Origin of the sequence: Paraglaciecola sp. (assembly GCF_030730205.1) — a bacterium.
Lineage (GTDB): Bacteria > Pseudomonadota > Gammaproteobacteria > Enterobacterales > Alteromonadaceae > Paraglaciecola.
The window spans coordinates 1-14245 of sequence record NZ_JANQVQ010000053.1 but is presented as its reverse complement, the minus strand read 5'-3'; the positions used below and the strand labels follow the sequence as shown (position 1 = coordinate 14245).

13 protein-coding genes are annotated in these 14245 nt (G+C 43.1%); 8 read left to right on the top strand and 5 right to left on the bottom strand.

Annotated features, from left to right (window positions below; genetic code table 11):
• The 3 genes from NWQ57_RS04930 to NWQ57_RS04920 all read right to left on the bottom strand — a co-directional run.
• A partial coding sequence (locus NWQ57_RS04930; protein WP_306021020.1) for a YfcL family protein occupies positions 1 to 221 on the bottom strand: 221 nt, incomplete at its 3' end.
• Between the two features lie 16 nt (positions 222 to 237).
• Positions 238 to 1377, bottom strand: a complete 1140-nt coding sequence (locus tag NWQ57_RS04925) for an ATP-NAD kinase family protein (protein ID WP_306021018.1) — start codon at positions 1375 to 1377, stop codon at positions 238 to 240.
• The gene (locus tag NWQ57_RS04920) at positions 1370 to 1969 is read right to left on the bottom strand and encodes an elongation factor P hydroxylase (protein WP_306021016.1); all 600 of its coding nucleotides are present in this window, start codon (positions 1967 to 1969) and stop codon (positions 1370 to 1372) included. The genes NWQ57_RS04925 and NWQ57_RS04920 overlap by 8 nt, the downstream gene beginning before the upstream one ends.
• 192 nt (positions 1970 to 2161) lie before the next feature.
• On the opposite strand from NWQ57_RS04920, the gene NWQ57_RS04915 reads away from it, so the two are divergent.
• The 4 genes from NWQ57_RS04915 (at position 2162) to NWQ57_RS04900 (ending at position 6046) form a co-directional block, all read left to right on the top strand.
• Entirely contained in the window at positions 2162 to 2857 is a 696-nt protein-coding gene (locus tag NWQ57_RS04915) for a hypothetical protein (protein WP_306021015.1), read from the top strand.
• A 7-nt stretch (positions 2858 to 2864) separates the two neighbouring features.
• Positions 2865 to 3353: a thioesterase family protein gene (locus NWQ57_RS04910; protein ID WP_306021013.1), complete on the top strand. Its 489-nt coding sequence runs from the start codon at positions 2865 to 2867 to the stop codon at positions 3351 to 3353.
• Complete coding sequence (locus NWQ57_RS04905; RefSeq protein WP_306021012.1) at positions 3350 to 4522, top strand: TIGR02281 family clan AA aspartic protease; 1173 nt, start codon at positions 3350 to 3352, stop codon at positions 4520 to 4522. The genes NWQ57_RS04910 and NWQ57_RS04905 overlap by 4 nt, the downstream gene beginning before the upstream one ends.
• Positions 4523 to 4732: 210 nt before the next feature.
• Complete coding sequence (locus NWQ57_RS04900) at positions 4733 to 6046, top strand: ribonuclease J (RefSeq protein ID WP_306021010.1); 1314 nt, start codon at positions 4733 to 4735, stop codon at positions 6044 to 6046.
• A 41-nt stretch (positions 6047 to 6087) separates the two neighbouring features.
• Here the strand turns inward: NWQ57_RS04900 and NWQ57_RS04895 are convergent, their stop codons facing one another.
• Positions 6088 to 6945, bottom strand: coding sequence for a PA4780 family RIO1-like protein kinase (locus NWQ57_RS04895; RefSeq protein ID WP_306021009.1), 858 nt, complete (start codon positions 6943 to 6945; stop codon positions 6088 to 6090).
• A gap of 130 nt (positions 6946 to 7075) precedes the next feature.
• Complete coding sequence (locus NWQ57_RS04890) at positions 7076 to 8704, bottom strand: VCBS repeat-containing protein (RefSeq protein WP_306021008.1); 1629 nt, start codon at positions 8702 to 8704, stop codon at positions 7076 to 7078.
• A 186-nt stretch (positions 8705 to 8890) separates the two neighbouring features.
• Here NWQ57_RS04890 and NWQ57_RS04885 point away from each other — a divergent pair, with 186 nt between their 5' ends.
• From NWQ57_RS04885 to NWQ57_RS04870, 4 genes are all read left to right on the top strand, one after another.
• Positions 8891 to 9748, top strand: coding sequence for a hypothetical protein (locus NWQ57_RS04885; RefSeq protein WP_306021007.1), 858 nt, complete (start codon positions 8891 to 8893; stop codon positions 9746 to 9748).
• Between the two features lie 115 nt (positions 9749 to 9863).
• Complete coding sequence (locus NWQ57_RS04880; RefSeq protein ID WP_306021006.1) at positions 9864 to 11927, top strand: DUF3857 domain-containing protein; 2064 nt, start codon at positions 9864 to 9866, stop codon at positions 11925 to 11927.
• Position 11928: 1 nt separating this feature from the next.
• Positions 11929 to 13095 (top strand): lipopolysaccharide assembly protein LapB, encoded by a 1167-nt coding sequence (locus NWQ57_RS04875; RefSeq protein ID WP_306021005.1) that lies wholly within the window; start codon positions 11929 to 11931, stop codon positions 13093 to 13095.
• A 158-nt stretch (positions 13096 to 13253) separates the two neighbouring features.
• On the top strand, positions 13254 to 14150 hold the full coding sequence (locus NWQ57_RS04870) for a DapH/DapD/GlmU-related protein (RefSeq protein WP_306021004.1): 897 nt from the start codon (positions 13254 to 13256) through the stop codon (positions 14148 to 14150).
• Positions 14151 to 14245: the final 95 nt, after the last annotated feature.

The following is a 14245-nucleotide window of genomic DNA, read 5'->3' as shown; positions in this document are numbered from 1 at the left end:
TCAAGGTCTAACTCATTATCTGCAAACGCTTGAGTCAAGCTGTTGTCAAGAATAATGGTTAATTGCTCTGCAGACTTGTCATCACAGGACTGCAATTTTGCCAAAGCCAAACTAAAGTGTCCTTGAACATAACCAGCGATAAATAGGTCTTGATCACTACCGCTATCCACTACGTCTACAAAATACTGCTCGGCTTTACTGATAAGATGGCTTAACTGCATAGTTGGAATATTTACCTTAATTTAAATTTGCTAGCGGATAAAGTACCTGATCACGATAGCCGGTGATTACGGTCATTAAACCCGCTAATTCAGCATCTAAGGTAATGTCACCACTGTCTGAAATCAGCGGTTTGCCAGCAAGATTGTTTAACTTATTTTTGGTGGCCACCAGTAGAATATTTTCTTTACCCACAGCACGCAATACGTCAGGACTTAATTGTTGATTGCCACGACCAAATACATGGCCTTGCCCACCAATTAAGGTAATGACCAGCTTGGTGGCTTGCTGATGAATAAATTGATATAGCTGCTCGGCGGTTAAATCTCTTGCGATCAATTTACCGCCTTTAAGTAGGTCAACGCCCAACAAGGTATTATCTAAGTTAAGTTCTTGCATGATGAACTCAACAGTAGAGCCCGAACCCATTACAAAATAGTGCTCAGGATATTCATCCATTAACTCAATAATGTAGGCAGCAATATCCGCCAACACCAATTCATCAGATTCTTTACCCCCCATTTTCACTGCCTGAATATACTGCAGCTCAGTCGGCACTCGCATTTCACCAAACTGACGGGCGTTTACCCGCCCTTGTCGAAACAAGGCTTCATCAATATCCATCACATCAGCTTGGGTTAAACTTACGATTTGACCTTGAACCATTTGCGCTACAACTCTGCCTGCCGCTTGCGGAGTAATCGCATATACGCCGGAATGAATTTTACAACCCGCAGGGATCCCCAATACCGGTAATGCGGTATCGATAGCATGACAAATATTGCGAGCGGTACCATCACCACCAGCGAATAACAATAAATCGACTTGCTCATTGAGCATTGCTTTAGCTGCTGCTTCAGAGTCATGTCCTTCACTCTGTTCACTACTTGGTTGATACACAATTGAATAATCAAACCCCATTTCTTTGGTTAGTGTTTCTCCCATTTCTCCAGCTACAGTGTAAATATGCACTTGCGACGTTAAAGCCAGTATTTCCGACAGCGCTAAACGGGTTTTATCTCCGGCCTTTTTTTCTGCGCCTAAGGCTAAGGCTTTGGCTCTAATTTCTGCCCCATCACTGCCTTTTAATGCCAAGGCACCACCGATACCGGCAAAAGGATTGACAATAAGGCCAATTTTGAACCGTTTTTTAAGCATGGAAATCTCGCTCTGTTAATGCTGGAGTCTGATAAAAAGCCTGCAATGCAGCAATAAACTGTTGGGCTCGAGGTGGAAAGCCGTGCTGTAAGTACTGTAAAACTTGCAAACGCACATTACGCGTAAAACCTCGGGTATCCACCGGCGCCCCGTTTAAATTATCGGTGCTGACCCTAAACAGACTGCCGCAAGCCACAGAAAAGGCCCACTCAATGGCTTGAGGTTTTATTTCAACGTATTCAAATTCAGCTTGTTGCTGGGTATTTCTGCCATCGGGGCAATACCAGTACCCATAATCTTCAACTAAACGACGAGCCTTACCGGCTAAACACCAATGGGCAATTTCATGAAGAGCACTGGCAAAAAAACCGTGAGCAAAAATCACGCGATGAAAGGCAACCTCGGTATCGGCTGGCAAATAAACAGGCTCACTTTCACCTTTGATTAAACGGGTATTTTCACTGCGGCTAAACAGTTGGTCGAACAAAACGATGAGGTCGCGATAGTTAAACTGCGCAACAGCCTCGGCGTTTGCTGACGATAAGGTCTTTGACAAGACAGGAGAAATAAGCTGAGTGTGAGTGTTTTTCATAAGGGCGCGCATTTTAGACTGAAGCACAGCTGACTTCCACCTATTGTTTTCAAAACCAGTTTACGCCAAGCTATGGTAAATTTTAAGACTAAATAGCCTGATGAAAACCACCTTTTAGCCATGAGTAAGTTGTACCTTCATCTTTGCTTCCAACGTGGGTCAATCAGTGCAAAACGGAAATCATGTTAATAAATGAGTGAACATACTAAACAAATTATTCGCCATTTACATGGCGTGAAAACAATGCAAGACATCGCGCAAAAAGGTGGCTGGTTACAGCGCATTCGTCGCTTACAAGCATGGCAATGCCAGCGCTTGATGATTAGCCATCAAACCAGCTATGCCAATGAAAAGTTTAAACCCGCAATAACCTTTTTTGTGAATGAATTATACGGGCCTAAGGATTTTAGTCAGCGCGACAAGGACATTGCACGAGTGGTGAATAAAATGTCGACTGTGGTGCCAGATAAAGCCTTACAAACGCTTGCCACTGCGCTACAACTATACGAGTTATCTTTTGAACTCGATTTCGAAATGGTCAAAAAATTATCAGACCAAGACGTAAACCGAGCTCGCTATCTTGAGGCTTATCGTGCTTGTAATAATTCCCATGGGCGACAACAACAAATTTATTTGATAGAAGTACTGGGAAAGCACTTAGCTGAAGTGGTTAAAATCCGAGGTATTTCTGCTCTGTTACTGCTATCGCGCAAGCCTGCCAAATACGCAGGACTCGACGCGCTGCATACCTTTGTTAGTGATGGATTTAAGGCCTTCAAAGGCATTGGCAAGGTTGAAGACTTTATTTTGCCTATTGTTTATCACGAACAAAGATTGATGAAACTGATGTTTGCTCCTAATCAACCCAACCCTTTACCAGATGTGTAATACCTTAATGTCAACGCCAAGCTCTCACTCAAATCAGTCTGAATTACCCGCACTTACATGGCAGTACCACAAGCCGTTTATTTCTTATTGGCACATTACTGCACAACACATCGATCATTATGGCCATGCCAATAATGTCGCTTATGTGAGTCAGCTCGAACGAACCGCTTGGGCACATTCAAATGCTTTGGGTTTAAGCATTGAAAAATACCAAGAACTCGATCGAGGTATGGCAATCAGTCGCCATGAAATTAACTATTTAGCTGCCGCCTATTTGCATGACAAAATAGCGTGTGCAACTTGGATTGTAGCCTGCGACAGTAAACTCAAACTTGCCAGAGAATTCCAATTTATTCGGCCCGCTGATGGCGCCTGTTTGCTAACAGCGCGTACTGAGTTTATATGTATCGCCTTATCAAGCGGACGGCCTAAGCGCATGCCTCAGGAATTTTCTACCCCTTACAGCCAAGCACAAATTACCGTGGTTACAAAATGACTTGGCATCGCATACTGGTTGTATCACTTGCCGTATCACTACTGGTGAACTTTGCTTTAATACTGCAGCTCTTACAAACCGCAACTACAAGCACGCAGCAGGTGCAGACTCCGAATTCTGACAAAGCCCCTTTTTCGGAAAAAGCGAAATCAGAGTTACATGCACTTCCGCTAAACAATGCAGATTCTCAACAAACTACACATGCACCTAGTCACCAACCCGCCTCACCCAACTTTCATGCCACGTCTGTACCAGAACGCAGCGAGCTACTTGCAAAGGCACAACAATGGTTACGTGACGAGAACTACCCAGCTTTAGAGTTGTTTTTACGAGACTATTTACAGCAGTACCCTTTGGATATGGATTTTTTGCTACTTGAAGCGGATTTAATTGTGCAAACCAACCTAACCAGTGACGCCATTGCGCATTTCTATAGTTTGAAAAAACAGCCCATGAGTGACGAACAAAACCAGTTAATTGACGAGCGAATACGCACATTGTCAGAGCAAACAATATTACAACTACAAAAGGCCCACTCTTGGGATACCTTAGCTATTTTTGTTGAGCCCCTATTGCAACTCGAACCTGAAAATCGACTGTACCTCTTGGCCCTAGCTGAGGCTTATGCCCAGCAACAACAAATCAATTTAATGGAAAACATTCTCGCAGCCCTTGATTATAACGACCCCAATGCCATGCGTATTCGGCAACTTACCTTTATTGCGCATGATAACGGGCAAGCCAATAAAAACGATGAAATCCCTGAGATTGACACTGATATTCCGAGCAGTTCGGCTATTGAGTTAATGCAGCTAGGAGATCAGTATGTCGTTAATGCCCACCTAAGTGGCAACCAAGTCGCTTTATTAGTTGATACAGGTGCGTCAATAACGTCTATCTCGCAAGACTATTTTCAAGGCTTGTCACATCGCTTTAAGGTGAATTATGTGGGACGGTTTAATGTTAATACTGCCGCTGGAAGGGTATCCGCTCCGATGTATCAATTTGCCGAACTTAGGTTAAATCATGTTAGCGTAAGTAATATATCGGTTATGGTCATCCCCATGGAGACGACCGCCAATATTAATGGTTTGTTGGGAATGAATTTTTTACGTGAATTTGATTTTAAAATCGATCAACGTCAAGCAAGATTACTGCTAGTACCTTAGGTGTAACTGCTGTTACTTGTATCGCTGTTACACCTAAAGTTGAGCAATACCGATGTGAACCTTTTAGCCAAAAACGAACTATCTAAACAGTAATACGTGGCAGTAATTAAATTGCCCGTTGAGTAAAAATAAGGAAAGCCCATCGACTCCCTCACACCCAGCTTTAACGACCTCTGGTTTTTACCCTTAGGAGGCACCGGCGAAATCGGCATGAACATGAATCTATACGGTCATGCCGACAGCTGGTTAATGGTCGATTGTGGGGTGACATTTCAAAGCCCCTTAAAACCAGAATATACCCAAGCTTCCGGTTCATCAGTGATGGCACGGGATATTTTTGATGTGGTGTGCGCTGATCCACGCTTTATCACCGCTCAAAAAGATAAGCTCGCGGGTATTGTCATCACCCATGCTCATGAAGATCACGTTGGTGCTCTCCCCTACCTTTGGCAACGCTTTAAATGCCCTGTGTACACAACGGCTTATACCGCAGAGATTTTGCGCCGTAAACTATCACGAGACGGTTTAGCGCAGCGAATGCCCATTATCGAAGTGAGCACCCAGCAAAAAGTCGATATCGGCCCCTTCAATGTTGAATGGATTGGTATTACTCATTCTATTCCAGAGCCTCACGCACTTATGATCCGCACCGAAGCGGGCAGCGTGTTTCATACTGCAGATTGGAAAATTGATGCTAAACCCATTACCGGCCAACCTTTCAATGCCAGCATCTTTAAACAACTCGCCAAACAAAGCGTAAATGCCATGGTGTGTGACTCCACTAATGCGTTGCGTCTTGGTCACTCCATATCTGAGAGTGACTGTTATCAAGGTTTATTGGAGCTGGTTGAGGGAGCAACAGGTCGAGTAGTGGTGGGCTGTTTTAGCAGTAATATTGCTCGCATGATCAGCCTTGCAAAAATTGCACAAAAAACCGGACGTTATTTAGCCTTATTTGGGCGCTCTTTGGAAAACACCGTCAGCGCAGCGCGAGCTACCGGACACTGGCCTCAAGAACTAGAAGTCATCGATGCCTTTCATGCAGGCTATTTGTTAAAACATGAAGTCTTGGCTGTAGCAACAGGTAGTCAAGGCGAGAGCCGAGCAGCGCTGAGTCAGATAGCACAAGATAACTACCGCAATTTAAGTTTAGAGGCCGATGATCTGGTCATTTTTAGTTCGATCATCATTCCGGGCAATGAAAAACTTATCGACAGAATGATAGACCTATTTCATCAGCGTAGGATCCGCACGATTTTAGCAGAAGATAACCCAAAACCCATTCACGCCTCGGGTCATCCTTGCCAAGAAGAATTAATACTCATGTACAACTGGGTCAAACCACAGTTGGCTATTCCCACTCATGGAGAGCCGCAGCACCTTAAAGCCAATGCCGACATAGCCAGTCAGTGCCATGTGCCGAGAAGTTTAACCGGCTTAAATGGTGATCTTTTTATCATCGCCCCAGAACCAAAGTTGGTAAAAAACGCGGTCAAGACGGGAAGAATTCCGCTACAGAATTAAATCGGGTTTAGCATTGAATTGCTTGGAGCGAGCCAATGGGCTTAGTCAGCTTCATTGGCTTCTTTGATTCGTTCTTGTCTGGCTTGCTCTTCGGCAAAGGCCGCTTTTATTTCTTCTAGCACTGAGTCTACATCGGCGTCTTCAGCGCTAAACTCAAAGTGGCCGCTTAGTTCAGTTTCAGCCGTTAATTCACCAGCTTCAAACAGGGCCCACATTTCTTCTGCATAATGGGTTTGCAGTAACTCAGGGGCAAATTGACCGTAATATTCACTCATATTGCGCACATCCCGCTGCAACATGCTAAAAGCGTTATTATTGGCAGCAGCATCAACCACTTGTGGCAAGTCGATGATCACTGGACCATAGTCATCCACTAACACATTAAATTCAGATAAATCGCCATGTACCAAACCAATACACAACATCTGTTTTACGTAGTGCATGATTTGTGTGTGGTCTTCTATTGCTTGTTCAGCACTCATGCTGACATCGTTTAAACGAGGCGCCACATCGCCTTGCTCATCCGTTACCAGTTCCATGAGTAAAACGCCATCATAACAGCCATAAGGCTGCGGCACACGAACACCAGCCTTAGCTAATTTGAACAAGGCGTCAACCTCGGTATTTTGCCACGCATCCTCTTGCTGTTTGCGGCCAAACTTCGAGCCTTTTTCCATGGCTCGTGCACGACGAGTATTGCGAACTTTACGCCCTTCTTGATATTGAGCAGCTTTTTTAAAACTGCGCTGCATAGCCTCTTTGTATACTTTAGCACAGCGAATTTCTTCACCACAGCGCACCGCGTATACTGTTGCTTCTTTTCCACTCATTAATTGATATAACACTTCGTCGACTAATCCATCGTCAACTAAGGGCTGAATTCGTTTGGGGGTTTTCATGGATTCCTTATAGAGTCAGCTACTAAAGCTAAGCGAATTATTGCAGAGTGTGCCTAAACCTGAATGCCCTCGCAATCTGAAATTACATTCTTAGAGGTCGCTGCTGGAATAAATTTTCACATAGTTTCCATTAATTAGCGATCAGCACAATCACTTTATTTAGCAGTTCAGGTGGATCGACTCGGCTGTAGTGTAAAATCAAGTCCGTTTTACCATCCAAATTAATGTCGCTGTGGGTAATCGCCTTGGCATTTTTAGGCACTTGTACTGAGTATTTTTCAGAACGGCGATTGAATAAACGTTTCGCGTCATTCACCGCCATATTGACTCTGATTTGTTCGTCTTCTTCTGAAAAAACGAAATCTTTCAAACCATCACCGTTCAGATCGATGAGCTTGACCATGGGCTCACCTCTGCTACCAGATGACAAACTAAAGGTAATTTCAACCTCTTGGCTTTCGGTGGGTTTTGCGGGATAAGCTTGATTGTCGTCCATTTTAAACAGCAATATTTCTTGCTCAATACTGCTGGATAATAAAGCACTGATAATCTGCGACACGCCTAGCTCAAAAGCCGATACCATCACTTCTTGACGGCCGTCATTGTCCAAATCAACTAATCTGAAATCAGATAAGGTGCTACTCGATTGAATACGGGTGTCGGCCGTCTTTGCAAACATCAAACCTTGTGATTTAAGTTGGCCATAATACACTTCATAATCATTGGTTCGATCTAATACACCGGAGCTTTGCGCAAAACGCACCACAAGATCAGCGACGGCATCCCCATTGATATCGGTAATGAGTTCTACCATTTTGTGTTTTAAATTACTTTGACTAAGTTGCTGGCCATCGGCGTCTATTTTATCCCACCAATTGATGCCTTCGATATCTTCTGCCAAGTGAACAGGTTTGCCCTGAATATCAAAAGTGCCCTGCGAATTTTGCTCAAATACCTTCAACTGACCTGTTTCCACCAAAACCAGATCACTTCTGCCATCACGATTCATATCTGCCAAAAACAGCTCATGGGGCTTAAAAGTTAGCGCCTCACCTTCAACGATCATCAAAGCGGGTATGCTTAAAGACTGGGTAACCCTTTCCTTAGTGCCTGGCTTTGACAGCCATAAATCAACCTTTTCAAATTGCGACAAGATAAAATCGTCTTGCTGATCATCATTGATATCTTGGCTAAAATTTGACTGCAATAAAGCATCTGATTTTGTACCAAAGTACATGGTAGAAACTGTGTGCAGAGGTTTAAGATACGAGTTTGATTGCAAATCATTGACAACTGCCGGTATGTGAGGAGCGGCCATTGCTGGCCCCGTGTATTCATCTGTTTCTGGTGTTGGCGCAACGTACACATATTCAAATATTCTTTCACTGCTCAAAAAATACAAGGATTGCAAACCACTGGGTTGGGCGACACCTTGATCGTAAGCAAAAAATTGCTGGCCTAAGGTCAGTAAGTCAATTAATTGCATTTTGTCGTGTAAGGAATTAAAGGCGTAAACCGCCAATTGGCGCTGACCTTCTGCAGTAAGGCCAATTGCGACTAATTCATTACCTGGATTTTCCAGAATATTTAGGGCTAACACAGGTTGGGTAAGATTAAAGGGTAAGGTGATAGCATACTCAGAAAACAAAGGCGATTTTTGCGCATATGACGGTAAGGCCAACAAAGTTAGCAGTAAAAAGCTCACTACGTTTTTTGCTCTAACGATCAAATTTGCTCGTTTGTACGTATGTATCATCATGCTTTCCTGTAGCGCTAACTCGAGAAACACAGCATATCAAAATCGGAAAAGCATGCTGTCAAAAAGTGTAAATTTTTAATTCAGGAAAGTTAACGCAAGCAATTCGTTTTCAATATTTAATTCAACAGCTTATGTGTTAGGATTTGAATTGGAATATCGCAGATATCATAGTAACTGAGGCTCTTCATGCTGATTAAGCATTATGCTAATAAAAACCGTTTTTTTATCGCTACAGTAATTATATTTACTCAGCTGTTGTTTGTTTTGGCTTTGCCGGCGCAGGCCCACCCTCTAGAGCAACTTGAAGGATTGAAACGTTTTAACCGCTCGAGCCAATTGCTTGACCCACAAAACACCGCGGTACAACTTGTATCAAGTTTAGATATTAAAGAAGTAAAAATTGGTCAAAATGTGGTTTCTCAAGCCATAGAATTGAATGAAAAAGGCGGTGAGATCCACAACATCACCGGCGGAAGCCGCAGTGACAAAGTGACATTTAGCTTTTTTCAACCCTTTCAAGAGTCCACCTTGGAGCAACGTATTGATTTACATTTTGACAAAAACTCAGGGTTTATCGACGCGGTGAATTTACGTTATTTGCTCAGTAGCGCCTATTTAAGTATCGACTTAATTCGAGACCAAGTATTGCAATCAGCCATTAGCAAATACGGTTCGCCGCTGACCATGCAAGCGGTGCAAGAAATTGCAGGAAAAACCAAGCGGGTGACCATAAACGACTTTAGCGCGGGTATAACCAACTTATCTGAAGAGGCCCGGGCCTACTTTAAAAAATTAAGCATAACCAGAAACGCTAAAATAAGCGCCGACAAGCGGGGCATCGCTTTATTTCAAGTTGGTTTTGATGAATGCTACCTTTGGCCTGAAAACAATTACGCCGAGATACTAAGTCTTTGCGCTTTTGCCCCTGGGGCAGCCAATGCCAATAATCGGGGATTAGAGTTTAAGTTAGTGAATTTTCCAATCAAACAAGTTATTGCTGAACATCAAATTAAGCCTGCTGAGCAGCTTAAATTAAGTTTGTAAACACACCGTTAGCGTACTCACAGTTCATGCTAATCAGGCGTAATAAAATCCTTTAAGAAAGGATATACTGCCTCACTGTTATTCTTCATCACCACCCTATTATTAGGAAAGGGATATGCCTAGTCTAAAAATACGCCATTTTTACGTGTTACCACGTTTATTTATGTTAATGGGTTTACTGTGCAATGCGTTTGCCAGCCACGCTGTGAGCCGTTTAAACGCCCATGAACCAGAATTTACCTTGGTTGCTCCAGCCAAGTGGATAGAAATACAAGACTATCAGGTTGGCGATTTTGTAGATTTACTCAGCCCAACTCATTATCACTTAGTTGATAAACAAGTAAGTGGCTTAGACGGAAAGCATAGCTATTCACGCTATGTTTATTCCTTGACCGACCCCTCTGGTATTGAGTCAAATTCTAACATTCGCATTCGATTCAACCCGGCCTATGAAAAATTGCAACTGCACGGCATAGCGGTTAACCGCCTTGGCAAAACGGTTAACTCAATCACACGTGCTGACGTGGAAGTGATTAATGTTGAAGACAGGCAAAGTAGCAATATTTATTCAGGAGAAGTCGAGGCGGTCGTTTTATTGAAAGATATTAGAGTGGGTGACGTTATCGATTACAGCTATACGCTTGTGGGCAATAACCCTGTGTTTGGCGATAAATTCTCGAGCGGAGCTTCCCTTGGTTGGTCAATTCCGGTTGATAAGGTTAATGTGGCAGTAGTCATGCCAAAAGATCGGCCCATTCAATACAAAGTATTTAAAAGTAATGCGCCAGTGAGTATTGAAAACAAAGAGTTCGTCACGCGCTACACCATGGTATTAACCACTACAGCAGAAATTTATGAAGAAGATAATCTCCCCCCGTGGTACAACCCTTATCCCTACGTTCAGTTCAGCGAGTACCAAACTTGGCAAGACGTGGCACAATGGGCCAATACCCTGTTTGATGTTGACCACTCGGCCTCACCTGACTTAGCCAAATACATTTCGCAATTACAAGATTTACCGCTAAACGAAGCCATTAATGCAGCAATTAATTTTAGTCAAAATCAAATCCGTTATTTGGGATTAGAGCTTGGCGAAAACTCCCACCGTCCCCACAGCCCGTCTGAGACCTTTGCAAATCGACAGGGAGACTGCAAAGATAAATCTCTGTTACTGAGTCTATTGTTGAAGCAACTCGGTGTTGATGCCTCCCCTGCCTTAGTGTCTACGACGAGACGGGCACATGTCGATGAGTATCTGCCTACCCATGCGGTGTTCGACCACGCTATCGTTAAAATCCAATTAAATAAGGTGGATTATTGGATAGATCCGACCATGACTCACCAAGGGTCAACCTTAGACAGTAAATATCAGGCTGACTATGGTTTAGCCCTTGTTGTCGCCCCTAACACCACAAATTTAAGCACGGCTAAACCGCAAGTAAACTTCAAAAGCGCCATTAACGTGCAGGAGTTTATCCTCGCCGCTGATTATTTCTCACCTGTTGAGTTGACTGTTACCACAACCATGACCGGCCGTGAAGCAGATAATCTGCGTTATCGGCTTAAGTCTGAAGGCAAGGTGAAACTCGCTAAGTCGTACTTAAATTATTACGCAAAGCGCTTTGCTAAAATTGAAGTACTTTCGGCGCTAATTGTTGTAGATGAACCTAGCAACAATGCCCTAACGGTTATTGAACACTATTTAGTGCCTGATTACTGGCAATTAAACGAAGAACAACATGCTGAATTTGAGTTACAAGCGGATTACCCTGATCAATATGTTCGCTTACCAAGTTCGATTAAAAGAGAGCAACCGCTGGCGGTCTACAGCAATATAACGGTAGACCATAAGGTCAGCTTACAATTGCCTGAGCATATCGATTTTAGCGCAGATGAAGGAAGTGAATTATTTGAAGATAACCATGTTAAATATTCTTCAACAATCGCTTATGATAATCGCGTACTCTCTTTTCAAAACATCTATGAAGCAAAAGCAGAATCGGTTGACCCACAGAGTGTGACAGAGCATTTACGTTTGCTATCAGACATAGCAAACACCATGAATTATTCCAACAGTATTACCAACGTCATCAATGAGCCAGGCAACACAGAACTGCAAAGACTGCTGCTGAGTTTAAATAAACGTCGTTTAATGCAATCAGAGCAAGCAGGACAGTAGTATGGTTAAGCGTCGTTTTATCGTGTCACATTGCAGTAGCATAGTCTTTTTTTTCGCTTTGAGCGCTTGTTCGAGTACCACAAGCCAGACTGCCGACCCCATCATAAATCAAACAACACAAGCAGAGATTACTGACAAAACATTGAGTCCTTTTCAGTTTAATCAGGGCCTACAGCAGGACTTAAACAATAACAACAGTGCGGGTCTACAAAGCAAAATCGACGTACTTAGCATTGCTAAGCAATTGCGTAATATTCAGTCGACTCAGTTTTCAAACCCTTTGGTCACAGCCAAAACAGCGGCTGATTTAAAACAACAATTGGTCTCAGGCATGCTTGAACTATCAAGGTCATTCACTTGGCGTTATTTGCATTCAGAGGAAAAGGCTGACAATAAGTTAGCCGCTTACTACCGGATTGAAAGTGAAGGAGGCTACAGTTATGTTACTTTCTGGCTGGAGCAGGACTCATACAAAATTTATGACTTTCATCCGGTGTCATTTTATTATTCTGCCTTGGACTTTGTGGGTGAATTTACCCAGCTTTTTAGCAAATATAGCCATAAACAAGGGCAATTAAGTAACTTAATTTTAGCCATCCAAAAAAACCAATGGGATAAAACCATCAGTTTGTATCAGGCTATTGATGCAGATATAAAAGCAGAGCCTGCGCTGAACGATTTTTTGCTGCGCAAATACAGCCAGATGCAGGGCGACAATCCTCAGTTTACCAACGTGTTGATGAGCGCGTTTGAGCAACAAGGCTTAAGTTCACTGTTGTTCGAATCGCTTTACATTCAACAAGACAATTTCAACCAAGCAATAAAAATGGTTGAAGGCTTACCCCAATACGCTCGCCAAGACAGTAAGATGCTTAGCGAATTAGCTATTTTACATGCCTACAATCAAGATTTTAGGTCTGCAATATTATTTGGCCGCCAGTCTATTATGGCCGGACCTAACGAGAATGAAGCGTATATCGTGTTACTTCAGGTCAGTTTATTAGCTAAAGACTACGCCTTAAGTATTGAACTTATGGACGTACTAAGCAGTAAATTTAATTTCTTGATGGGACAAGGTGTTATTGCTGAATTTGATGAAAGCGATACTTTTCTGCGCTCCGATGAATATAAGTTGTGGCTGGAAAAACATTCGACAAATAAAAGCTAACGTTGCGAAATCAGTTAGGCAAACAGTGAGTCTAGATTGGCACTCAGCCCAACACTATCTAGACACTTTGGTTGTAAACTATAAACAAAAGGTGGCTGCTATGAAGCGCAATACAGGCCATAATCTGCAAAATTTTTTGATTTGAAATAGGAAACATCATGACAACAACTCGTATAGGCCATCGCTATTTTGACGTAGAAAGCGGCAAGACATTGGATGTATGGTTTGCTCGTAGCAATAAAAAAATCGAACGTAGTTGTCTTGCTAAAAAAGTAGGACTCATTCAAAGTGAATTCATTGAAATAAGCATTGAACTGGATCAAGCACCTAAGTCTGCAGAAGATGCGTACTTACGCCTGCATTTATTATCTGAATGTGCCGTACTACCCAATAGCATCAACCTTGAAGGCTTGTTTGGTCAACTTAACAATGTCGCTTGGACCTCTGCGGGCCCTGTATTGCCCAATAAAGTGGAAGAGCTAAAAGGCGCCATCGCCGTTGAACATCACCATTTAGTGGTTTACTCCATTGATAAATTTCCGCGTATGGTTGATTACGTGATCCCTGAAGGCGTGCGTATTGGTGATGCTGATCGCGTACGTTTAGGTGCTCACTTAGCCTCTGGCACAACGATTATGCACGAAGGGTTTGTTAACTTTAATGCCGGCACTACAGGCAGTTCAATGGTCGAAGGCCGTATATCACAAGGCGTTATTGTTGGTGATGGTTCAGACATCGGTGGCGGTGCATCAACCATGGGTACCTTATCAGGCGGAGGCAAAACCATTAACGCTATTGGTGAGCGCAGTATGGTAGGTGCAAACGCGGGTATTGGCATCTCGTTAGGCGATGACTGTATTGTTGAGGCAGGTTTATATATTACCGCTGGCACCAAGGTAGTAACACCTGATGGACAAATTGTCGCGGCTCGCCAGTTATCAGGCATGAATGGTTTACTGTTTAGACGTAACAGCCAATCGGGCGCAGTAGAAGCCATCGTCGCTGATTCTGCAAGTTGGGGCGGCTTAAACGCCAGTTTGCATAGCAACGATTAAGTTGTTTCGTAGTAAGTGATACCCTCGTTAAACCGCGCTAAAGCGCGGTTTTTCTTGTTCGGTATTAATTGCACGAATCGGATAAGGTATCACTA

What these genes read in the sequence shown, in the direction of transcription:
- NWQ57_RS04875 (WP_306021005.1), top strand. Translation starts at nt 11,929, where the DNA reads ATGGTTAAGCGTCGTTTTATCGTGTCACATTGCAGTAGCATAGTCTTT.
- NWQ57_RS04915 (WP_306021015.1), top strand. Translation starts at nt 2,162, where the DNA reads ATGAGTGAACATACTAAACAAATTATTCGCCATTTACATGGCGTGAAA.
- NWQ57_RS04905 (WP_306021012.1), top strand. Translation starts at nt 3,350, where the DNA reads ATGACTTGGCATCGCATACTGGTTGTATCACTTGCCGTATCACTACTG.
- NWQ57_RS04885 (WP_306021007.1), top strand. Translation starts at nt 8,891, where the DNA reads ATGCTGATTAAGCATTATGCTAATAAAAACCGTTTTTTTATCGCTACA.
- NWQ57_RS04895 (WP_306021009.1), bottom strand. Translation starts at nt 6,945, where the DNA reads ATGAAAACCCCCAAACGAATTCAGCCCTTAGTTGACGATGGATTAGTC.
- NWQ57_RS04880 (WP_306021006.1), top strand. Translation starts at nt 9,864, where the DNA reads ATGCCTAGTCTAAAAATACGCCATTTTTACGTGTTACCACGTTTATTT.
- NWQ57_RS04910 (WP_306021013.1), top strand. Translation starts at nt 2,865, where the DNA reads ATGTCAACGCCAAGCTCTCACTCAAATCAGTCTGAATTACCCGCACTT.
- NWQ57_RS04890 (WP_306021008.1), bottom strand. Translation starts at nt 8,704, where the DNA reads ATGATGATACATACGTACAAACGAGCAAATTTGATCGTTAGAGCAAAA.
- NWQ57_RS04900 (WP_306021010.1), top strand. Translation starts at nt 4,733, where the DNA reads ATGAACATGAATCTATACGGTCATGCCGACAGCTGGTTAATGGTCGAT.
- NWQ57_RS04870 (WP_306021004.1), top strand. Translation starts at nt 13,254, where the DNA reads ATGACAACAACTCGTATAGGCCATCGCTATTTTGACGTAGAAAGCGGC.
- NWQ57_RS04920 (WP_306021016.1), bottom strand. Translation starts at nt 1,969, where the DNA reads ATGAAAAACACTCACACTCAGCTTATTTCTCCTGTCTTGTCAAAGACC.
- NWQ57_RS04925 (WP_306021018.1), bottom strand. Translation starts at nt 1,377, where the DNA reads ATGCTTAAAAAACGGTTCAAAATTGGCCTTATTGTCAATCCTTTTGCC.